We start from the raw sequence: 20,868 nt of genomic DNA, 5'->3' as shown, positions 1-20,868 counted from the left end.
GGGTGTGATCAGGAGGCCGTCGAAGCAGGAGCGGCTTCAATCTTTTTTTCGTCTTGCGATAATCCCTTGATGTATTTGCTGTATTTCCACCACGCAAAGCCAAGGAAAATCACGATGCCGCCGACGTTGTAGAACACAATCGTCAGAATATTGCCGCCCGTCGGGAAGGTGGAGGCAATAAAGCCAATGGTGAAAATCACAATCAGCATCGACACAACGACCGTACCCGTGGTGCGTGAGCCCATTTTGAAATCACGCGGCAGGTGGTCGAGTTTGCGGCGCAGGTTCAGGTAGGCCAGCATGATGAACAGCGGCGGCAGCATCGAGGCGGCGGCGGTCATGTTGATCACCGTGTTCATCAGATCCTGCGCGGTGTTTGATCCCATGGTCGGGATAATCATCAGCGGGATCACGATCAGATACTGGATCCACGCCGCGCGCGCCGGAACGCCGTTCTCATTGAGGGCGACGGTTTTCGGCCCAAAAATACCGGACGGGATTTCCGAGAAGAAGATTTTCACCGGCGTGGCGGTCCACATCAGCAGGGAGCCGAACATGGCGGTAAAGGAGACGAGGCCGACAAAGCGGTTCATCAGCACTTCCGGCAGGCCGAAGTACACCGCCAGACCGTGGAATACCTGCACCGAACCGCCGGTAAACTTCAGCTCTTTGCTGCTGATAAAGACGTTGATCAGCACCGAGGAGATGGAATAGAGCACGCCGATGAAGATCCCGGCGAGGATGATCACTTTGACGAATGATTTCGATCCGCCCTTCACGTCGTTAACGTATACGGCGACAGATTCCGCGCCGCCCGCGGCCATGAAGATCCAGGTGGTAATCCCGAGGAACGCCCAGTTAAAGTTGGGGATCATCGCCTCGACGGTGATCGGATCCGCAGGCTGCACGCCGCCGACCAGCGCCGCGCCCGCCAGCAGAATATAGGACATCGTCAGGAGCAGCATCAGCGTGGAAGTGACGGAGGTGATCGGCCCGAGCATCTTCGCGCCGTTGGTCGAGACCCACGTCGAAAAGGCAAACAGCACCAGACTCAGCACCACGGTGGCAAACGGCGTGAGAATGTACTCATAGCCGAGAAAAGCGTAGGAGGCGTAGGCAATGACGCGCGGTAATAACGAGGTGAAGAAGAACAGATTCACGAACCAGTAGGTGTAGGCGGTAATAAACGCCCAGCGCCCGCCGAGGGAACTTTTCACCCACGCATACACGCCCGCCTCGGAGTTTTTATTCAGCGAGACGAATTCGGCGATGATGAGACAAAACGGAATAAAGTAGAACAGCGTCGCCAGGAAGAACATCGGCGCGGACGCCAGCCCCAGCTCGATATTATTGTTGATGACGTTGTTGAAGCTAAAAACGGCGGCAAAGGTCAGCGACAGCAGGCCGAACTTGCCGATGGTATTACGCTTGGACTGTAAAACAGTGGACTCTGACATAACGAATCTCCAGGTACAGGGAGGATAGCGGCGCTACATCGGCGCCGCCGGATTTTTTATTTGTTATGGAAATAGCCGTCTTCAACGGTCACCCGCAGGACGACCTTTTTCACCGCGCCGTCGCTGATAAAACGGTAGGCTTCGTCGATATCGCAGATCACCATCTGTCCTTCGTGCACCTCCACCGTATTGCCGCAGCCTTTGAGAAACTCGCGGTCGGTTTCGTCGCGGTAGCACTCCACCACCTGTAATTGTGCTTTCGGGGCAAACTCGATTTTTTGCGCCCCTTGCAGGTAGTAATGCACGTCGAAATATCGTCTGTGCCCGAGAAACAGCGCGTCGGTGGTGGTGTCGGTGGTCAGGCGATAGCTCAGCGAATCGCCAATCGAATGGGCCACGCCGGGGCGAATGTTGTCGATGTTGTGGATGGCTTCCACGCAGCGCTGCCATTTGCGACCGCCCTGGTAGCGGCGGGTAAACTCTTCCAGGTTGTTCAAAATATCCATTATTCGGCCTCGCTTTCGGCGGCTGCGGGAGTGAGAGAAAACGCCTGGGTCTGCACATCGCCGCAGGTCGGCAGCAGGGTGAAGGCGTAGCGGAACGGCTGGAAGCGCACGCGCCAGCTGTCCAGCACTTCGCTGCCCCAGGAGTTCGAACCCAGTCCCAGCAGATGGTGGTCAAGATTCAGCGTGATGTGCCCGCTGCGCTCGAGTTCGTTGCAGTGGCGCGCGGCGTGGATCGCCTCGCTGCGGTACGGCCAGGCGCTGAAGTGGATCGGCTGTTGCGGCACCACGAGCAGGCCGTGGCCGCTATGACTGGTTAGCGCCGCCCAGCGCACCTGCTGGCGGTTGCCGTTGTTCTGCGGGAACGGGTAGTTCTCGAACATCGCGTTGACGTTGCTTTTCCAGACGTCGATCAGGTTCGCCTGCTGGCTGTCCGGGTAGTTCTCGCCCGGCCCGCGCCCGTAGTACGTCACCTGGTTGAGGTTTTGGTTGATGCCGAGCGTAAAGCCGATGCACGGGATGATGTGCGGATAGTCGCCGTACGGTGTCCCCGACAGCTCGACGCTCAGGGCGCCCGCCGGAGTGACGCGCCAGCAGTAGGTGCAGCGCATGCCGAAATCAAACACCGGCGGCGCCAGGGTGGTGCGGGTTTCCATTACCAGGTCATCGCCGTCGCGGGAAATCTCAATGGCGCGCAGATGCTCCTGCATGATCTGCAGATGATTCGGTTCCCACAGCCCTTCGTACTCCTGCTTGTGGTTATCAATCATCGGCTTGAAGAAATTGATTTTGCCCTCTTCGGCAATCAACTCTTCACCGTTCACCTGCCACGACGTGAGCTTGCCGCTGAGTTTTGAGAACGCCATGCGGAAGTTGTGCCCGCTGACGGTGCAGGTCAGGCGTTCATCGCGGACGATTAGCGGCGTGGCGCTGACGGCCAGGGGCTTCGCGGCATGCGTGCGCGGGGCCAGCGCAAACTGATACTGGGCAATCAGGTGATTCGCATCGCTGTAGGGCGTGGCGGAATCTTTGCTGACGAAGACGTTGACCCAGCTTTCGCGACCGTCTGTCTCTGGGACGGTAATCTGAACGGTGCGGGCGCTGTTCGGGGCTAAATCGCTTACTTTCAGCGCCTGGCTGCTGAGCAACTCGCCTTCGGCTTTGATCTCCACGCGCAGGGTGTAGTCGTCGAGTGTGCTGAACCACAGTTTGTTCTCGACCCGCAGCTCGCCGCGCGCCACATCGACGGCGTGAACTTTCACCGGGGCGATCACCTGCTTGTACTCCCGCAGGCCGGGGCCTGGGGTTTGATCGGAGTAGATCAGCCCGTCGAGGCAGAAGTTGGCGTTATTCGGGTAGTCGCCAAAGTCACCGCCGTACTGGTAGAACGTTTTGCCGTCCGCGTCCTGCGCCTGAATACCGTGATCGCACCACTCCCAGACGTAATGCCCCTGCAGACAGTCGTGACGATAAAAGACGTTCTGGTATTCGCTTAAGCCGCCGGGACCGTTGCCCATGGCGTGGGCGTATTCGCAGATGATGCGCGGTTTCGGGTGCGGAAATTCGCCGAACTCGTTCATCAGCGGCACGCGGGTGTACATGGTGGAGATGATGTCCACCACTTCGGCGTCGCGGTCCTCTTCGTAATGCACCAGACGGGTGGGATCCAGCGCCTTGCAGGCTTTCGCCATCGCGCGGACGTTGCACCCGTAGCCGGACTCGTTGCCGAGCGACCAGATGACAATCGACGGATGATTTTTCTGCGCCTGCACGTGGCGCACGATGCGCTCAACGTACACGCTTTCCCACGTCGGATCGTCGGTGATGCGGCTCAGATCGCCGACGTTGGCGAAACCGTGGGACTCGACGTCCGTCTCCGCCATCACAAACAGGCCGTAGAGATCGCACAGCTCGTAAAAGCGCGGATCGTTCGGGTAGTGGGCGGTACGCACCGAGTTGATGTTGTGCTGCTTCATCAGGATCAGATCTTTTTCCACCCGATCCATACTCACCGCGCGGCCCTTGCGATGATCGTTATCGTGGCGGTTAACGCCGTGGAGCATCACGTAGCGGTTGTTGATGAGCATCAGGCCGTCACGCACCTGGATATCGCGGAAGCCCACGCGCTGTGGGACCACTTCCAGCGTGTCGCCTGCGGCGTTTTTCAGGATCAGCAGCAGGTGATAGAGATGCGGGGTTTCGGCTGACCACTGCTTTGGCTGTTTGACGTCGATGCTGAAGTCAACGGTCTGACGCTTCCCGACGCTGGTCTGGGTTTCGCCCTGATACAGCGGCTTTTCGCCGTCGAAAAGCTGAACCTCGAGGGTGACCTTTTCCGACTGGGCAGTCAGGTTTTCCAGCTCGATGTGGCAGGCGAGGGTGGCGTCGCGGTAGTCGTCGTTAAAGGTGGTGGTGACGGTGAAATCGTCGATATGCGTGAGCTGGCGGCCCACCAGGTAGACGTCGCGGAAAATCCCCGCCGTCCACCACATATCCTGATCTTCGATGTAGGTGGAGTCGGCCCACTGCATCACTTTGACGCACAGCAGGTTTTCACCCGCGTGAATGTAAGGGGAGATATCGAACTCCGCCGTCAGGCGACTGCCCTTGCTGAACCCGACGTAGTGGCCGTTCACGTAGACTTCGAAATAGGTCTCTACGCCGTCGAATTTGATAATCGTCTGGCGCGCGCTCCAGCTGTCGCCGAGAGTGAACAGGCGTTGATAGGCCCCGGTCGGGTTGGCGCTCGGCACGAACGGCACGTCAATCGGGAAGGGGAATCCTTCGTCGGTGTATTGCAGCTTGCCGTGGCCTTCCAGCTGCCACATGGACGGCACGCCGATCTGGCCCCAGTCGCTCATCAGCTGGTGGGGGAAGGACTCTGGCACTTCCAGCGGGTGGTCGAAATAGCGGAACGTCCATTGGCCGCTCAGCAGCAGAAAATGGCTGCTGGCCTCACGGGCAAAGCGGCGGGCCTGGTCGATATCCTGATAAGCAAAAAAGTACGTGCGCGGCGGCAGCCGGTTTTCGTGCGTCAGTTGAACATTCTCCCAGCGGTTCATCTCATCTCCCTGCGGGTTAAAACATCATTGCAGGGGAGTTTAGTAAATATTTTACTAAATAAAATCAGTAAAACTGAAATGAGTTAAGCGGATCACGAAAATAAGGGGGTAGGGAGGAGGGTGGGGAAATTGCCGGGTGGCGGCTACGCCTTACCCGGCCTACAGGAGAATGGTTGTTTTTGTAGGCCGGGTAAGGCGTAGCCGCCACCCGGCATGGGGTTTAACGCGTCGTACCGCGCAACTTCAACCGGCTCGGCACAAACACCTGCAGCGGCAGCGCACGGCCATCGCGCGCTTTTTCCAGCAGCAGGTTCACGCCCTGGCTGCCCATCATTTCCGAGTGGATGCGCACGGTGGTCAGCGGCGGGAAGGTAAAGCGGGCGGTGGGGATATCGTTGACGCTAATCAGGCTGATATCCTGCGGAATCGTCAGCCCTTTCTCGTGGATCGCCCGCAGCACGCCGATGGCTATAGAATCCGAGGCGACAAACAGCGCCTCGGGGAAATCCTCCTGCGCCAGCATCTTCGTCGCCAGCTCATAGCCCGACGAACTGGAGAAGCCGCCGCGCCAGATGTCTTTCTCCGACACCACGCCTTTAAGCTGGCCATATTCGACGAAGGCTTTTTCGCGGATGTCCGCTTTGCCCGGCTCGTCTTCCCCGCCGATAAAGCCGATGCGCTGTACGCCCTGTGCGGCGAAGAAGTCGATCACCTCTTTGCTGATGCGCACCAGGTCGATATCCACCGAGTCAAAAGCGGAACCCGCCTCGTGAAAATCGATAAAGCAGATATTGTCGCTCAGGGCCTCTGCTGCCTGGCGCATTGGTTCTGCCGGTTTGCCGACAATCAGGATCCCGCTGACCTTGCTGATCTCCGGCAGCCCCTGATTTTCATAGCAATTCGTCAGGCCGATATTCAGCTTTTCGCATTGGGTTTCAATGCCATGGCGGATGGCCAGGTAGTAGGGGTCGTTGATTTCCAGCTCCTGACGGTAGCTGTAGAGCGCCAGCACGTGGTGACAGGCGTCGTGCTGGACCAGGCTTTTGCGCGCGCTGCTCCCGCGATATTCCAGTTTTTCAGCGATTTCGAGGATCCGGTGGCGGGTCTCCTCTTTGACGTTCAGCGTCCGGTCGTCGTTCAGAATGCGCGACACGGTAGCCTGCGACACGCCCGCTTCCTTTGCGATATCTTTCAGTGTTGCCATGGGGCCCCTCAGCGCGGGAGTTAAAATAGAGTCTGCCGCCATTGTAATGAATCCCGCCTGTTTAGTAAAAATCCATTGATCGCCAGCGCCGCTTATGCTGTGATAATTTTACTAAATATTTACTTGAGGGTTATCATGGAAAAGGTTTCGTACGGGGATTTCGCCCGCCTGGAGATGCGCACCGGGAAAATTATCGACGTTAAGCGCCACGCGAATGCCGATAAGCTGTACATCGTGCAGATTGATATTGGCGAGCGCCAGTTGCAGACCGTCACCAGCCTGGTGCCGTATTACACGGAGGAGGCGCTGCTGGGGAAATCGGTGGTGGTGCTGTGTAATCTGGAAAAGGCCAAAATGCGCGGGGAAGTGTCGGAATGCATGTTGTTATGCGCCGAAACCGAGGACGGCAGCGAAAGCGTGTTGTTGACGGCGGAGCGGGCGATGCCGTCAGGCGTGCGTATCGTTTAAAAAATGCCGGATGGCGCTGCGCTTATCCGGCCTACGAAACCACACTCACGTAGGCCGGATGGTGGCACTTATGCCTCTTCCACACTCACCCTCATCGCCGCCAGCGCCTTACGGGCCGCTTTCAGCACGGTCTCGCACTGCTCAATGGTCAGCGTCAGCGGGGGTTCGATACGAATAGTTTTCGAGTTGTTCAACGTCCCGGCCACTAACACCCGCTGGCGGAACATCTCGCTCGCGAAGTTGTAGCCGATTTCGTTATCCACAAACTCGATGGCCATCAGCATTCCTTTCCCGCGCGCGTCCTGCACCAGGTCCGGGTATTCACGGCCTAATTGCAGGAAGCCGTCCAGCAACATATCGCCTTTCTGTTCCGCCTGAGCCGGTAAGTTCTGCTCCAGCAGCACGTTGATGGTCGCCAGCGCGGCCGCACAGGCCAGCGGGTTGCCGCCAAACGTCGTGGTGTGCAGGAACGGATTATCGAACAGCACCGAGAACACCTCTTCGGTGGCAACGGTCGCGCCAATCGGCATCACGCCGCCGCCGAGAGCTTTCGCCAGACAGAGAATATCCGGCTGCACGTTCTCGTGTTCGCAGGCAAACATCTTGCCGGTGCGGCCCATCCCCGTTTGCACTTCGTCGAGGATCAGCAGCGCGCCAAACTCATCGCACAGCTTACGCACCGCAGGCAGATAGCCCTGCGGCGGCAGGATCACCCCGCCTTCGCCCTGAATCGGCTCGAGGATCACCGCCGCCACGTCGTCACCGGTTTTCCGGCACTCGGTCAGCACGGTGCGCATCGCGTTGATATCGCCGAACGGCACGTGGCGGAAGCCCGGCAGCAGCGGCATAAAGGGTTTGCGGAAGGTCGATTTTGCCGTCGCCGACAGTGCGCCAAGGGATTTGCCGTGGAACGCGCCGGTAGTGGCAATAAAGGTGAATTTGCCGCGCGGCGACTGGTACGCTTTGGCGAGTTTCAGCGCCGCTTCGACCGATTCCGTGCCGCTATTGCAGAAGAAGCTGTATTTCAGTTTGCCAGGCGTTAAGGCCGCCAGCGTTTTCGCGAGCATGGCGCGAAGCGGGTCGAGCAGTTCCTGGCTGTGAAGGGGTTGTTTCGCGAGTTGATTCTGTACGGCGGAAACCACAGTTGGATTACGGTGCCCCACGTTGAAAATTCCAAAACCACCCAGGCAATCAATAAACTCCTGTCCCTGGGTGTCGACAAGCGTATTCAGACTTCCCGCTTGCCACTCTACGGCTCCGTAATCCCCGCCAGCGGTAACAGATTTTCGGTACTCTAAAAACCCTGGATTCACATGCTCTTTAAAGTAGTCAATCACCTCTCGGTTAAGTTGTTTCATCTCCTCATGGTCAAGCGTTCGCTTTTCGATGAGATTCAGTGCGTGCGCGGTACAGGCGAGAGCCGAGGCGCTGGAAGGTAACCTGTTCAAAATGAGCTCCGGGGGATCGCGTATCACATGATACTGAATTAATTATTGCAGGGATTACGCCACTTCCGGTGACTTAACGAAAATCGGGATAAACGCCAGGTTAAAATAATGTTGCGCAAAATTTAATCGTGCCGGAAGGAAGGTTCTCAGCTTTGCCGGTGGGCTTTATTGCGTGGCAGATGCCCGGAAAAACGTCAATTGCACCGGCGTGGTGCGAGGCGTGCTACTTAAGGAGGCGTTAACTGGTCAGGCTTTGTGGGTAATTTCTTCATGAAAGTATTTGAAATCAATCAATTAGAAATGCGTACAAAAAGTGCGGTTTAACTGCAATTTGCGATCTCGATCGGATTTAACAACTAAAGATAAATTATTTACCGCCGAAAAGAGATAAACCCACAAAATTAACATTCAAATAACCTGCAAGGGATGCCCATCATGTCCGCTCAACCGTATGTCACTCAGAATGACTATCCTCTGAACGACGATACCACCCTCATGTCCACCACCGACCTCCACAGCCACATGACCCACACCAACGACACTTTCGTGAAAGTGAGTGGCTACCAACTCAATGAACTGCTGGGCCAGCCGCACAACCTGGTGCGCCATCCGGATATGCCGAAAGCGGCCTTTGCCGATATGTGGTACACCCTGAAACAGGGCGAGCCGTGGAGCGGGATTGTGAAAAACCGCCGTAAGAATGGCGACCACTACTGGGTGCGCGCAAACGCCGTGCCGATGGTGCGCGGCGGTGAGGTGACGGGCTACATGTCGATTCGTACCCGGGCGACGGCGGAGGAGATCGCGGCGGTGGAGCCGCTCTATCAAGCCCTGAACGAGGGACGCAGCAAGAAGCGCGTCCATAAAGGGCTGGTGGTGAGTAAGGGCTGGCTCGGGAAATTACCGGCGATGCCGCTGCGCTGGCGGGTGCGTGGCGTGATGGCGGTGCTGTTTGCGGTGCTGGCGGCCACCCTTATTGCGACAAATGCGAGCTGGGCCGCACTGGGCGCGAGTGCCCTGGTGATGCTGCTGGGCACCGTGCTGTTCGAGCAGCAAATCGTCCGTCCGGTAGAGAATGTGGCGCGCCAGGCCCTTAAAGTGGCGACCGGCGAGCGCAACAGCGTCGACCATTTGAACCGCAGCGACGAGCTGGGGCTGACCCTGCGTTCGGTCGGACAGCTGGGGCTGATCTGCCGCTGGCTGATCAATGATGTCTCCAGCCAGGTGGTGAGCGTGCGCGATGGCAGCGACCGACTGGCGAAAGGCAATGAAGATCTCAACGACCGCACCCGTCAGACGGTGGCGAATGTGCAGCAGACCGTGAGCACCATGAATCAGATGGCAGCTTCGGTGCAGAGTAACTCTGAAACCGCAGCGGCGGCCGATAAACTCTCAATTGTGGCGAGCGGTGCGGCGGCAGAGGGCGGTCATGCGATGCAGACCGTCGTCAAAACCATGGATGATATTGCCGACAGTACCCAGCGCATTGGCTCCATCACCAAGCTTATCAACGACATCGCCTTCCAGACCAATATCCTGGCGCTCAACGCGGCGGTGGAAGCGGCACGTGCGGGCGAGCAGGGTAAAGGCTTTGCCGTGGTGGCCGGAGAAGTGCGCCATCTGGCAAGCCGCAGCGCCAGCGCCGCGAACGACATCCGCAAGCTGATCGATGCCAGCGCCAGCAAGGTGCAGTCGGGGTCGGATCAGGTTTACGCCGCCGGGCGCACCATGGATGACATTGTCGAGCAGGTGCAAAACGTGACGCGCCTGATTGCCCAGATCAGCCACTCGACATCCGAGCAGGCGACCGGGCTGTCGGACCTGACCCGCGCGGTGGCCGAACTGGACGACATCACGCAGAAAAACGCCGATCTGGTGGAAGAGAGCGCTCGCGTCTCGGCGATGGTGAAGCACCGCGCCGGACGTCTTGAAGATGCGGTGACAGTTCTCCACTGAGTCAGTAAGATTCAGGAACAAGCCCGCTTATTTCGGCATGAATAAGCGGGCTTTTTTATTAATAAATAAGCGGTATTTATTGATATTAAATTAAATCCAAACATCATTAATTCATGTGGCTTATATATTGTAATAGTGTTGGTGAAATTATTTATTCTATTAATAAAGTTACCGCGCCAATATCCGATAACGCTGAGTATCTAAGAAATAACCACATTAATGGTGCAGCGATGTTCTTGCATAACGTGAAGATCGGGAAAAAATTATTTTTGGGTTTTGGCTTTTTAATGGTGTTGATGGTGCTGAGCGCCAGCCTGTCGCTCGTGGGGTTGAGCCGGGGAAATAATGAGATGAAATCCATTCTCACCCATGATTATCCCGCGACGGTTAAAGCCAATGAATTAATTGATTCATTCCAGGAATTTGTCAGCATCCAGCAACTGATGCTGCTCGACGAGAAAGGCCAATATACCGGGCAGTCGCAGGAGCGCCTGAAAGAGATCAGCGCGCATATCAGCGTCATTTATAAAGAATTGACGAATACTCTGCACGATCCTAAATCCGTACAGATCCTGGCGGAGTTTCGCGACGTACGTCAGCAGTATCTGGATTCCCGTTTTCGCATTCTCAAAGCGGTGCAAAACCACGACCGGGAGGGGGCGATTCGGGAGATGATGACCAAAACCGTCGAGGTGCAGCAGACTTACAAAGACAAAGTGCAGGAGTTGATCGCGGTACAAAATACCGAGATGCAAAACGCAGGCGCGCTGGTGGAGGAGGATTCGAGTAGCAACCGTATGTGGATGATGACCCTGACCGCGTTTAGCGTGGTGATCGGCAGTGCGATCGGCTGGTTGATCGTGCGTTCCATTACTCGTCCGCTGGGCGAGGCGGTCTCGTTTGCCAAAGCCATTGCCGACGGCGATCTGACTCGCAACATCACCACTCACAGCCAGGACGAGACCGGGCAGCTGCTCTCTGCGCTGATGGAGATGAAAACCCGCCTGCTGGATATTGTGCAGCGGGTGCAGTCCGGCTCTGAAAACATCTCCAGCGCGGCGGCGCAAATTGTGGCGGGGAATCAGGATCTGGCGGCGCGCACTGAAGCGCAGGCCAGCTCCGTGGAGCAGACGGCGGCCTCGATGGAGCAGATCACCGTGACGGTGAAAAACACGGCTGCCCATACGGGAGACGCGACGAATTTGTCCGCCGATGCCGCGAGTGCGGTCAAAAACAATGGCGAGATGATGATGCAGGTGACGCAGAAAATGCGCCTGATTAATGACACGACTCATCGTATGTCGGACATCATCAACCTGATCGACACCATTGCCTTCCAGACCAATATTCTGGCACTCAATGCGGCGGTTGAGGCCGCGCGCGCCGGTGAGCACGGACGAGGTTTTGCGGTGGTGGCGGGTGAAGTACGCCAGCTGGCGCAAAAAAGTGCCTCCTCAGCCCGCGAAATCCGCCAGTTGATCGAAAACTCAACCCTCCAGGCGCAGGACGGGATGACCCTGGTCGAAAAAGCCAGCGGGCTGATTAACGGTATGGTCGGAAATGTCGAAGAGATGGATGTGATTTTGCAGGAGATCCGCCAGGCCAGCCACGAGCAGACGCAGGGCATCTCGCAGATTAACAGCGCGATTGGCCTGATTGACTCCACCACCCAGCAGAACTCTGCGCTGGTGGAGGAGTCGGTTGCGGCGGCGGCGTCGCTTAACGATCAGGCCATGCACCTGAAAGAGTTAGTCAAAGTGTTCCGCGTGAGCGAGGATGCGCTGGCTTAATCCAGCTGGGAGATATCCAGCGCCGCGCGGTCGATCACGCCGATGATCTGTTTGAGCTGCGCGTCGCTTAACTCTCCCTGATTCACTTTCAGGTCCAGAACCGCTTTAAAGTTATCCAGAGCGCGCTTCATCTGCGGGTTTTTACGCAGCTGGAAGCCGACGCAGCGCGCGGTAATACGCGCCTGAATGTGCTCCAGATGTTCCTGATTTTCGTCCAGCCACTGCTGCCCGGCCACGGTGATTGCAATCTTCCTGCGCCCGCCTTCTTCTTCCGAAATGGTAATAAATGCCTGATCCTGCAGGAAATCGAGGGTCGGGTAGATCACGCCAGGACTGGGGGTGTAATTCCCCTGGGTCATGCTCTCAATCTCTTTGATCAGCTCATAGCCGTGGCTGGCGTTGCGGGTCAGGATCTCCAGAATCACCAGGCGTAATTCGCCGTGGCCGAAGAAGCGCTGACGGCGCCCGCCGCCCCCGCCGTGGTGCTCTCCGCCGCGGCCATGATGATGGTGGCCGCGATCGAAATCGTCGTGTGAATGTCGCATAGGTTTTCTCCTTAATTTGATATATCTAATTTATATCTAAATCTCTCTTTTTAGCAATGCTGTTTTTTGTATATATTTTAGTTGATTGAAATTATTGGTTTTATTTTTGATTTTTATGCTCTGGAATGTGCTGGCTTCTGTATATCAAAAAAAGACTTGCAATCTCCTTTGTTAGCAATCATTATCATTTAAAATTTATTTAGATATATCGTATTCACATCACGAAGGCAGAAAAATGACATCAACCCGCTACCCACAACGTGTACGCAATGAACTGCGCTTTCGCGAGCTGACCGTGCTCCGCGTTGAGCGTGTCACTGCTGGCTTTCAACGCATCGTCTTAGGCGGCGAGGCGCTGGAGGGCTTCAGCTCACAGGGTTTTGACGACCATACCAAAGTCTTTTTCCCGGCTCCGGGCGCAACTTTTGTCCCGCCGGTGGTGACCGACGAAGGCATCGACTGGGGCGACGGCGTGCGCCCGATGGCGCGTGACTACACGCCGCTGTACGACGGCGATCGCCACGAACTGGTGCTCGATTTCTTCGTGCACGATGGCGGTGTCGCAAGCCAGTGGGCGGTGCAGGCGAAAGAGGGCGATAAGCTGACCATCGGCGGCCCGCGCGGATCGCTGGTAGTGCCGGAAGATTATGCGTGGCAGCTGTATGTGTGTGATGAGTCCGGGATGCCTGCGCTGCGTCGTCGACTGGAGGCGATCGCGCAACTGCCGGTTCGCCCGGAGATCCGCGCGGTGGTGACCGTCGGTGAAGAATCTTACAAGGACTATCTGGCGCATCTGAGTGATTTCAACATCACCTGGATTGTCGGGCACAGCGAGCAGGCGGTGGCGGATCGTTTGGCTGAAGTGAGTGTGCCTGCCGAAGATTACTTTATCTGGCTAACCGGGGAAGGGAAGGTGGTCAAAAACCTGAGCCGCCAGTTTGAGACTGACGCGATTGACCCGCAGCTAGTGCGTGCCAGCGCGTACTGGCACGCGAAGTAATTAAGCCACTTCGTCGAGCTGCGCTTCGTTCACCTGATTTTCGAGCGCAGCGCGTACGTCATGCAGCGCTTTCTCCTGCTGGGCAAAATAGGACTCCATATTGCTCAGCGAGGAGACCAACAGCCAGGACTCCTCTTTTTCCAGCTCCGCCAGCTCGTTCACTAATGTGTCGATTTGCTCGCGTACCTGCGCCATCTTTTTGCGAATACGTTCCAGATCGTTCAGGCGGTCGCTTGCCATCAGCGGTTCAAAGCCCTGCTGCAGACGCGCCACCAGTGAACGGATAGCTTTCACATCGCCGCGCTGTTTGGCCTGATTGAGCTGCACCATCATGGTGTTGGCTTCTTCTTTCAGATCGTCCGCCACCAGATCCGGATGGCAGAGCTTGCTGGCCTGACGCCAGAGCCGTTTCAGCTCGTTCTGATCCTCTTCCGACAAGTCCTTGCCTTTGCGCAGACGCACTTCGGCATCGTGGTGCTGCTCGCGGTATTTCTCGTACTCTTCGTTGGCTTCATCCCGCGCCTGACGCGCCGGTTCTTCTTCGCGCGTTAAGCCCATTTCGAGCTCTTGCGCTTCGGCCAGCAGATTGGCAATCAGATCGCTCTGCTGCTGCAGATGTTTACGCGCGTCGGCAGCCTGCACCGAATCGGCGGGCAGCGCGCGCCAGCGCTGGGTGAGCGTCGTCAGCACTTCGACGGCCTGCGCCATGTATTGCTGGCAGCGACGATAGTCCTCTTCGCGACGACGCGCCTCCGCCTGCTGACGGCGCAGATTCAGCTCCGCCAGCGTTTTACGCAACTGAAGGATTTGCGACATCAAAGGGCCGAGGCGGGAGAAATAGAGATCGTTGAACTCATCGAGCTGCTGAACGCGGGCGTTGCGGCGGTCAATCAGATCGCGCAGACGCTCTTCCAGCGCTCGCAGCTCCAGCTTGCTGGCGGCCACCTGCGGATCGCGCCACTGCGTCAGCGAGCGCTGACTCTGCAACCAGGCGGTGATGGCTTTTATCGCTGCGGTGTAATTTTTATTCTCAAGCGCCGCGACGATCGCCTGTAGCTCATCGTCATACGCTTCACTTTTCAGCCGTGCCAGCTGGCTGTCGATGATGTCGTCATCTTCCAGTTCAATGGCATTTTTAATAATTTCTAGCCGCTTGATCGGTGTGCTCATGATGCCTTTCGCTTTAGCGCTTAAGTATTTGAGTTAAGGTTAGTTGTGGTAAGAGCTACAGGAAATAATACACACGGATGATGATCGGCGCGACGGGGGATTTCTTTAGTTTTAGATGTTTGTGAGGGGGTTAATGGTTCGGGGGTGTGGTTTATGCAATGCTTCAGGAATGTATCGGAAGTGCTCAAGGGTGTGTGATGTGGTTTCCGGTACCGTGACAATCTCTTTGAATTTCCGATCAATTTCAGGCCATAGCAAACCTTTGTTTACTAAAGGTTAATTTTAAGGATAAGAGTATGCCAACAGTCATTGAGAAAGCATTGGATTTCATTGGTGGTATGGACACTTCCGCGTCAGTGCCGCAGTCGATGGACGAGAGTACAGCGAAGGGAATATTCAAGTATTTGAAAGAGTTGGGTACACCAGCCAGCGCCGGCGACGTGATGGCGCGCGGGGCTCAGGAGGGATGGGATCCCGACTTTACGAAGAAAGTGGCCGGATGGGCCGAGAAAATTAACGCAACCGACCACGTAGTGATCAAGAACCCTGAATACTTTTCTGCCTATATGCAGGAGCAATTGCGGGAGCTCGTGTGAGTTGTCCACGACGCTGATTGGTTAATCCTGGAAATGACTAAGGGCTTACGTTTTGGCGTAAGCCCTTGATGTTTGGTTGAGGGGCTGGACTTGAAACACTGATCTTTGATTATTGTGTTCTAATTTAAAAAAATTATAATGGGTTATGTTTTATTTATATAGTTAGTTTGTTATTTAATAAAATTAACCATTTCTGATCACTGTATATCCATATTTTTACCCATTTCATAAAATGTGATCCAGGTCCTCTTCTCTCCGTTGATAATTCATATGATGAATCATCCGATAATTATTATTTATTGGCATTTTAAACCTAAGGATAACATATCGCATGTCGTATCAAGATTTCGATGATTGCCAATTTATGTTGGCATTAAAACAAAGAGACGATCTAGACCCATTTAAAGAGAATAAAATTGCTGCATTTGGAATGGAGTTATGCTTCAGTATTGATGACCCCATTGCGACTTTGCTACCCGCTGTTACGGGAGGCGGTGGTGATGCCAAAATTGATTTGCTTTTTGTAAGCCGCGATCTTGGTGTGATAGTCGTCTGTCAAGCATATGAGTCGAGCAGATTTAGGAAAAGTGCTTTAGGCAATAAAGGAACTGATTTGGGGCACGCTATGTCAGTTTTGCTGGCAACAGATGAGGCAAAACTTCCGGAGGGAGTTGCTCCTCATATCAAAGATGCAAGGGCTGCTATAAGAGAAGGCACCATTCGTGCGGTTCATGTTTGGTATGTGCATAACTGCCCTGAGAGTCTTCAAATCCAGCAGGACATGGAGCTCTGTGTGGCTGGAATTAAAACTATGTTGGATGCATATGGTGATGTTAGTAAAAACATTGCATTGCAGTTTAAAGAAGTAGGTTTAGAAACATTAGACAGTTTTTATCGTGCATCATCACAGTCGATCGCTGTTACTGATCTATTTGAATTTGGTGAGCCTCGAAAAGGTTTTTTAATGCATGACGCTGATTGGAAAACTTTCATTACGACTGTTAACGGTCAATGGTTGGCCGATCTTTATCGGAAATATGAGAGTAGGGGGTTGTATAATCCAAACGTCCGAGGGTTCATGGGAGCTAACAATAAAGATTCGGACAAGGTTATAAATGCAGGAATACAATCTTCAGCGAAAGAGTCACCACAGGATTTCTTCGTTTTTAATAATGGCATCACAGCCTTAGTACACGATTTTGAATTAGTCGACGATGCACTAATTAAATCAGTTACCGGCATTGGGATTGTGAATGGCGCTCAGACCACTGGTTCGTTAGGGGAGCTAGATCCACGAGAAGATTTGTCTAAAATAGAGGTTGGCGTAAGATTTATCAAGTGTGAAAATAAAGAAACCGTTCGTTCTATTACTAGATTCAATAATAGTCAAAATAAAGTTATTCAATCTGACTTTAGAGCGCATGACACAATTCAGAGTAGGCTTAGAGATGAGTTTAGAACTTTACGGATCGCTGAATATGATGGCGGCTTAAGAGGCCATATTTTCGAGAATAAGAAAAATAAAATTGAATCACATACTGCTGCACAGGCTCTTACTGCATGGCATGGTAGCCCATATGATAGTTATCATAATAAGATGCAGATATGGGAGGATGATAAACATTACAAAATTGCTTTCAATGAAGTCATTTCTGCTCAGCATGTTCTTTTTGTTTATTCACTCAACGAGGCAGCCAATTTACTCAAATCAGAATTGCAAGAGAAGCAGAAACAAGGTCAGATAATGCAGGATGAAAAAGATCTCCTTGGTTTTCTGAATGAGCGAGGAAGTGCTTTCATGACTGTACATGGTATGAGTGGTCTTTTAGAAACATTACTAGAAACTAAAATATTGTCACCATATAAAATTGGATTCAAAAAAACAGTTTCAAAAGATCAGGCATGCGATTTATGGATGAATCTTCTTAAGGTATTTTCGAAACTTGTTGTTCTCTTGCGGCCTGGTACAACAGGGCGATTATCAAATAGCGGTGAAATTCAAAAGGCTCAAAAAGAATTTATAAGATCAGCCGGAACTATTGCTCCATTCATGAAATCAATGACAGGTGGTAACCCATTTGAATTTTTCGTAAAAAAAATAGATAATAAAATATAATTTAGTAAGGGGCGAAAGCCCCTTTATTTTTTAGAATAAATATAATTTAAGTGATATAAATATATCCTCTAGATATTTTCATGTTTAAATGTCCCAAGATAGGCTAACACATAAGAATAACTAATTATAAAATGATGGCAAGACATAACTCAACAATTAAAGTTACAACATGCGTACACTGCAGGACGTTAACGGGAAGTCGTTAAACATCCTACCGGCTTTACTCATTGTGCCAGCAGCGCTAAATCAGACGCAGCACGGGCCATTAACTCTGAGTCCTCTCTATTCGTGATTAATGAGAATGGAGAGCAGAACCAGAACAGCGGAATTAACAAAGTGGTTAAGGACATGACTAAGATAGTGGTAGATCTTCGCCTCAATGAGACCAGTACTAAGTAATGGTATGAGACAGCAGCACAGGGCACAGACACATTAGGGGTAGCCTATCTTTTTGGATTTCATTGACAACATCATTATCGACCTAACTCATTGTTATTTAGTTCTGATTTTTTGATGATGGTGGGTTGTTCATTTTTTTGTTCATAATCCGACGCCCGCCCACCCATCGAGGCAGCCTACTTTTTTTAATTTCACGGGTGTGAAAATTTGATGGGTAGGCAATCTGGCATGTTGGCGCGTGTAGAGATTCCATACCCCTCCCGCTTAATTTATTGAGTGCGATTATTAATATAAGTTATCCATATTAATAATTTATCGAGGTTTCTGTGCTTATAAAAAATTACATTTTGTCAAATTCAGTAGCTGTAAGGTTTGGTTGATTTTTCAACTAAATGGAATTAATGAAGTGGCTATTCCAGCTTATTTATGGCTTAAAGACGACGGCGGCGCGGATATTAAGGGCGGGGTTGATGTAAGGGATCGCGAGGGTAGCATAGAGGTGCTCGGTTTTGGTCACGGTTTGTTCCTGCCGACCGACAACAATACGGGCAAGATCACCGGCACGCGGGTACACAGCGCGCTCAATTTTGAAAAGGAGTTTGATTACTCCAGCCCCTATCTTTACAAGGCCGTAGCCACCGGCCAGACGCTTAAGAGCGCTGAATTTAAGTGGTACAAAATCAACGATGCAGGCCAGGAGGTGGAATACTTCAATATGCTGCTGGAAGGCGTCAAAATCGTTTCTGTATGCCCGCTAATGCACAACTGCAAAAACGAAAGCACTGAGAAACACAATCACCTCGAGGGGATCGCCCTCCGCTACGACAAAATCACCTGGAAGCATTGCGACGGGAATATCATTTTCTCTGACTCATGGAACGAACGATGATCCGGTGTACGTTCAGGCTGAATGGCAACGGCTTATCAAACCTCAGTTGCCCTGGTATTGGTTTCTTCCCCGCGTACTCGGGGAACGAAGGTCAGCATCGTAATAACCCGGCCTCAGTTGCAGTTAAAGGGGCTGGCCCGTTGCCCCCAGGTCAATACTACATAGTGGACAGACCTCGAAGCATTGGCACCCGGGTGAAGGACGTATTTGCCACTAAATACACAGGATCCGATCATTCAATATGGTTTGCGCTATACCGCGTAGATGGAAGCATTGACGACCACACGTTTATTGAAGCGGTAGAACGAGGAAATTTCAGGCTTCACCCAGCAGGCTATGAGGGGATAAGCAACGGGTGTATTACGTTGCCGTCTCCTTCACACTTTTTGATCTTGCGAGATGCCCTCATGAAAACCCCTAAGCTTCTGGTATCTGGCTCACTCTATGCATACGGCACAGTTCAGGTGTATTAATGATGACGCCAGCAAAACAAGCCGGGTTATGGCTCGCACAGTTTTTGTCTTTTTTCATCATTTTTGCGGCGTTCTACCTCCTCTTGCCTGAGGTATATTTATTTGAGCTCTTCAGTAATTCGATAGGATTTATTACGGAGGCTGACTGGAACGATTTGTTTATGTTCACAGCACTAGGCTTGTCAGTGCTCATTAATGCCTTATTAATATTGGTTGTAGGCACGCTAAAGCAGAAACGTGGCGGCAGATGAAAGCTATTCATATTGCTCTGCTGTGGCTGTTGTCTTTCGCTGCTTATGCTGTGGTGGTGATCCTGATGTATGCGCTTGTCCCTGCTGGTGATCTCTTTGCGCTATATGAAAAGATCGCCGGCCCGGTTCCCGGTGCCGAGTGGGATAACATGTACAACAATCTGATAATACTTGGCAGGGCTGCAATAACCTTCCTGCTGGTGTGGCTGGTGGCATTCGTTGCAATGAGACGATCACGCAGATAACTCGCTACGTGACTTCATGGCGTAAGGACGTATTTCATATGAACCGGATTATCCCAATAGCTGCGCTTTTCCTGCTGGCCATGAGTAACGCCATGGCGAAAGACTGTACCCCGGCGGATGCCGAGGCGGCAGATCTTGCCGTGGATAGTCTCAGCAGCTGGCAGGCGGTTAGCGAGAACTACAGCCATTACGGGCAATGCGACGACGGGAGCATAGCTGAGGGTAACTCTGAGGCGGTGATCCGCCTGCTGGTGGACAAGTGGAACACGCTGCCGGCGCTCGATGCGCTGGCGAAAAAAAATCCCGCCTTTGGTGATTGGGTACTTAATCACATCGACACCACGCTAGACAGTGGGGATTTAGAGGCGGTTGCCAGACGTGCTCAGAAAAACTGTCCGGACCACAGCAAACAACTATGTGAAAAAGTTGGGAGCGCGGCAGACCAGGCGCTAGAGGAGCAAAAGGATCCATAAAAATACGGTGATTGGGAATGCCTCAGGGAGTTGCGATGTCACGCCCTGCTAAGTGGTCTTTGCGCCTGCTGGCGTTTCTGGCTATTACTTTCGTGCTGATGCTTTCGGGAATGTTCGATCCGCTGGCCGAAAGTCTGAAATATGCCGTCACGGACCTGATGAATTATATCCCGACGGAGAAGATAGAACCTTACCCCGACCGCGTGGAGGATAACTATTTCACGATGTACATAGTGCTTAACGCGCTGGTTGCCGGTATCGCTATTTTTCTCGGTGAAAAGATTATCAGGTGATTCAGCAAGGCCCGTTTACGGGCCCTTACCCCCTCTGCGAATTCGCAATTTTCCCCTAAGATTTCCTAAGGTTTTAAACTGCGAATTCGCAAATTTAAATCTTAGAAAAAAGTATCGTGAAAGCATTGCTGTGTCTGTCTTTACGCGTGTTTATAAACTGCGAATTCGCAGTTTGTGAGGCTTAGAAATGCCAGGATGAAAACGATGAATCAAACCGCGAAAAATAATGAATCAATAGAGGCATACCGCCAGCGCCTTGCTGATAATGCCGTTAACGGTGAGCTATCCTCTGTTGAGCGCATATAGGCGCGCGCAGAGCTCCTGAATAGCTTTATCTCTGATGAATGGATGCCACCAGCGGATCAGCTTGCATTCCGTGTCCGCGTCTCTCAGCTGGTGGATAGTGTGGTTATTGGCAAGAATCATACGGCCATGCCTGCCCACAGGCAGCTAATTGATCTGGAGGGACAGATTTACACCCCTCTGCGTATGGCCGCTGCAGAAGAGTTTGAGCGCCTCAGGAATGCCAG

The 20,868-nt window shown here is 53.1% G+C and carries 19 protein-coding genes; 12 read left to right on the top strand and 7 right to left on the bottom strand.

Annotated features, from left to right (window positions below; genetic code table 11):
• Positions 1-8: 8 nt before the first annotated feature.
• From QQF33_RS03610 to ebgR, 4 genes are all read right to left on the bottom strand, one after another.
• Entirely contained in the window at positions 9-1,457 is a 1,449-nt protein-coding gene (locus tag QQF33_RS03610; RefSeq protein WP_285148221.1) for an amino acid permease, read from the bottom strand.
• 56 nt (positions 1,458-1,513) lie between these two features.
• Positions 1,514-1,963: a beta-galactosidase subunit beta gene (locus tag QQF33_RS03605; RefSeq protein ID WP_285145563.1), complete on the bottom strand. Its 450-nt coding sequence runs from the start codon at positions 1,961-1,963 to the stop codon at positions 1,514-1,516.
• The gene (ebgA, locus tag QQF33_RS03600) at positions 1,963-5,022 is read right to left on the bottom strand and encodes a beta-galactosidase subunit alpha (protein ID WP_285157395.1); all 3,060 of its coding nucleotides are present in this window, start codon (positions 5,020-5,022) and stop codon (positions 1,963-1,965) included. The genes QQF33_RS03605 and ebgA overlap by 1 nt, the downstream gene beginning before the upstream one ends.
• A gap of 220 nt (positions 5,023-5,242) precedes the next feature.
• Positions 5,243-6,226, bottom strand: coding sequence for a transcriptional regulator EbgR (gene ebgR / locus QQF33_RS03595; RefSeq protein WP_285148224.1), 984 nt, complete (start codon positions 6,224-6,226; stop codon positions 5,243-5,245).
• A gap of 135 nt (positions 6,227-6,361) precedes the next feature.
• On the opposite strand from ebgR, the gene QQF33_RS03590 reads away from it, so the two are divergent.
• Entirely contained in the window at positions 6,362-6,694 is a 333-nt protein-coding gene (locus QQF33_RS03590) for a tRNA-binding protein (RefSeq protein ID WP_285148226.1), read from the top strand.
• A gap of 68 nt (positions 6,695-6,762) precedes the next feature.
• Here the strand turns inward: QQF33_RS03590 and ygjG are convergent, their stop codons facing one another.
• Complete coding sequence (gene ygjG / locus QQF33_RS03585) at positions 6,763-8,142, bottom strand: putrescine aminotransferase (protein WP_282494259.1); 1,380 nt, start codon at positions 8,140-8,142, stop codon at positions 6,763-6,765.
• A gap of 435 nt (positions 8,143-8,577) precedes the next feature.
• Here ygjG and QQF33_RS03580 point away from each other — a divergent pair, with 435 nt between their 5' ends.
• Both QQF33_RS03580 and QQF33_RS03575 read left to right on the top strand, forming a co-directional pair.
• Positions 8,578-10,098, top strand: a complete 1,521-nt coding sequence (locus tag QQF33_RS03580; protein WP_285157394.1) for a methyl-accepting chemotaxis protein — start codon at positions 8,578-8,580, stop codon at positions 10,096-10,098.
• Positions 10,099-10,328: 230 nt separating this feature from the next.
• Positions 10,329-11,888, top strand: coding sequence for a methyl-accepting chemotaxis protein (locus QQF33_RS03575; protein WP_285148229.1), 1,560 nt, complete (start codon positions 10,329-10,331; stop codon positions 11,886-11,888).
• Here QQF33_RS03575 and QQF33_RS03570 read toward each other — a convergent pair.
• Positions 11,885-12,433 (bottom strand): PadR family transcriptional regulator, encoded by a 549-nt coding sequence (locus QQF33_RS03570; protein WP_285145557.1) that lies wholly within the window; start codon positions 12,431-12,433, stop codon positions 11,885-11,887. The genes QQF33_RS03575 and QQF33_RS03570 overlap by 4 nt on opposite strands.
• A gap of 235 nt (positions 12,434-12,668) precedes the next feature.
• Between QQF33_RS03570 and QQF33_RS03565 the strand changes: the two genes are divergently transcribed.
• Positions 12,669-13,433: a siderophore-interacting protein gene (locus tag QQF33_RS03565; protein WP_285157393.1), complete on the top strand. Its 765-nt coding sequence runs from the start codon at positions 12,669-12,671 to the stop codon at positions 13,431-13,433.
• Here QQF33_RS03565 and QQF33_RS03560 read toward each other — a convergent pair whose 3' ends face one another.
• The gene (locus QQF33_RS03560) at positions 13,434-14,603 is read right to left on the bottom strand and encodes a coiled-coil domain-containing protein (RefSeq protein ID WP_285157392.1); all 1,170 of its coding nucleotides are present in this window, start codon (positions 14,601-14,603) and stop codon (positions 13,434-13,436) included. It lies immediately after the preceding gene.
• Between the two features lie 296 nt (positions 14,604-14,899).
• Between QQF33_RS03560 and QQF33_RS03555 the strand changes: the two genes are divergently transcribed.
• The 8 genes from QQF33_RS03555 to QQF33_RS03520 all read left to right on the top strand — a co-directional run bounded on the left by QQF33_RS03555 (position 14,900) and on the right by QQF33_RS03520 (position 20,338).
• On the top strand, positions 14,900-15,199 hold the full coding sequence (locus QQF33_RS03555) for a DUF1889 family protein (RefSeq protein WP_285157391.1): 300 nt from the start codon (positions 14,900-14,902) through the stop codon (positions 15,197-15,199).
• A gap of 331 nt (positions 15,200-15,530) precedes the next feature.
• Entirely contained in the window at positions 15,531-17,315 is a 1,785-nt protein-coding gene (locus QQF33_RS03550) for an AIPR family protein (protein ID WP_285157390.1), read from the top strand.
• Positions 17,316-18,120: 805 nt separating this feature from the next.
• Positions 18,121-18,603, top strand: coding sequence for an Hcp family type VI secretion system effector (locus QQF33_RS03545; protein ID WP_229237645.1), 483 nt, complete (start codon positions 18,121-18,123; stop codon positions 18,601-18,603).
• On the top strand, positions 18,600-19,076 hold the full coding sequence (locus tag QQF33_RS03540; RefSeq protein ID WP_285148237.1) for a DUF2778 domain-containing protein: 477 nt from the start codon (positions 18,600-18,602) through the stop codon (positions 19,074-19,076). Before QQF33_RS03545 ends, QQF33_RS03540 begins: the two co-directional genes overlap by 4 nt.
• Complete coding sequence (locus QQF33_RS03535; RefSeq protein WP_285148238.1) at positions 19,076-19,327, top strand: hypothetical protein; 252 nt, start codon at positions 19,076-19,078, stop codon at positions 19,325-19,327. Before QQF33_RS03540 ends, QQF33_RS03535 begins: the two co-directional genes overlap by 1 nt.
• Positions 19,324-19,572 (top strand): hypothetical protein, encoded by a 249-nt coding sequence (locus QQF33_RS03530; protein ID WP_285148239.1) that lies wholly within the window; start codon positions 19,324-19,326, stop codon positions 19,570-19,572. Before QQF33_RS03535 ends, QQF33_RS03530 begins: the two co-directional genes overlap by 4 nt.
• Positions 19,573-19,610: 38 nt before the next feature.
• Positions 19,611-20,045: a hypothetical protein gene (locus QQF33_RS03525; protein ID WP_285148241.1), complete on the top strand. Its 435-nt coding sequence runs from the start codon at positions 19,611-19,613 to the stop codon at positions 20,043-20,045.
• Positions 20,046-20,080: 35 nt separating this feature from the next.
• Positions 20,081-20,338 (top strand): hypothetical protein, encoded by a 258-nt coding sequence (locus tag QQF33_RS03520; protein ID WP_285148242.1) that lies wholly within the window; start codon positions 20,081-20,083, stop codon positions 20,336-20,338.
• The last annotated feature ends 530 nt before the right edge of the window (positions 20,339-20,868 follow it).

The organism is Lelliottia wanjuensis (genome assembly GCF_030238365.1).
GTDB lineage: Bacteria > Pseudomonadota > Gammaproteobacteria > Enterobacterales > Enterobacteriaceae > Enterobacter > Enterobacter wanjuensis.
Note: the sequence above shows the minus strand (reverse complement) of the source record. Positions and strands in the feature narration are given on the sequence as shown.

What these genes read in the sequence shown, in the direction of transcription:
- QQF33_RS03550 (WP_285157390.1), top strand. Translation starts at nt 15,531, where the DNA reads ATGTCGTATCAAGATTTCGATGATTGCCAATTTATGTTGGCATTAAAA.
- QQF33_RS03540 (WP_285148237.1), top strand. Translation starts at nt 18,600, where the DNA reads ATGATCCGGTGTACGTTCAGGCTGAATGGCAACGGCTTATCAAACCTC.
- ebgA (WP_285157395.1), bottom strand. Translation starts at nt 5,022, where the DNA reads ATGAACCGCTGGGAGAATGTTCAACTGACGCACGAAAACCGGCTGCCG.
- QQF33_RS03580 (WP_285157394.1), top strand. Translation starts at nt 8,578, where the DNA reads ATGTCCGCTCAACCGTATGTCACTCAGAATGACTATCCTCTGAACGAC.
- QQF33_RS03535 (WP_285148238.1), top strand. Translation starts at nt 19,076, where the DNA reads ATGATGACGCCAGCAAAACAAGCCGGGTTATGGCTCGCACAGTTTTTG.
- ebgR (WP_285148224.1), bottom strand. Translation starts at nt 6,226, where the DNA reads ATGGCAACACTGAAAGATATCGCAAAGGAAGCGGGCGTGTCGCAGGCT.
- QQF33_RS03575 (WP_285148229.1), top strand. Translation starts at nt 10,329, where the DNA reads ATGTTCTTGCATAACGTGAAGATCGGGAAAAAATTATTTTTGGGTTTT.
- QQF33_RS03525 (WP_285148241.1), top strand. Translation starts at nt 19,611, where the DNA reads ATGAACCGGATTATCCCAATAGCTGCGCTTTTCCTGCTGGCCATGAGT.
- QQF33_RS03520 (WP_285148242.1), top strand. Translation starts at nt 20,081, where the DNA reads ATGTCACGCCCTGCTAAGTGGTCTTTGCGCCTGCTGGCGTTTCTGGCT.
- QQF33_RS03590 (WP_285148226.1), top strand. Translation starts at nt 6,362, where the DNA reads ATGGAAAAGGTTTCGTACGGGGATTTCGCCCGCCTGGAGATGCGCACC.
- QQF33_RS03610 (WP_285148221.1), bottom strand. Translation starts at nt 1,457, where the DNA reads ATGTCAGAGTCCACTGTTTTACAGTCCAAGCGTAATACCATCGGCAAG.
- QQF33_RS03560 (WP_285157392.1), bottom strand. Translation starts at nt 14,603, where the DNA reads ATGAGCACACCGATCAAGCGGCTAGAAATTATTAAAAATGCCATTGAA.
- QQF33_RS03605 (WP_285145563.1), bottom strand. Translation starts at nt 1,963, where the DNA reads ATGGATATTTTGAACAACCTGGAAGAGTTTACCCGCCGCTACCAGGGC.
- QQF33_RS03565 (WP_285157393.1), top strand. Translation starts at nt 12,669, where the DNA reads ATGACATCAACCCGCTACCCACAACGTGTACGCAATGAACTGCGCTTT.
- QQF33_RS03530 (WP_285148239.1), top strand. Translation starts at nt 19,324, where the DNA reads ATGAAAGCTATTCATATTGCTCTGCTGTGGCTGTTGTCTTTCGCTGCT.
- QQF33_RS03555 (WP_285157391.1), top strand. Translation starts at nt 14,900, where the DNA reads ATGCCAACAGTCATTGAGAAAGCATTGGATTTCATTGGTGGTATGGAC.
- QQF33_RS03570 (WP_285145557.1), bottom strand. Translation starts at nt 12,433, where the DNA reads ATGCGACATTCACACGACGATTTCGATCGCGGCCACCATCATCATGGC.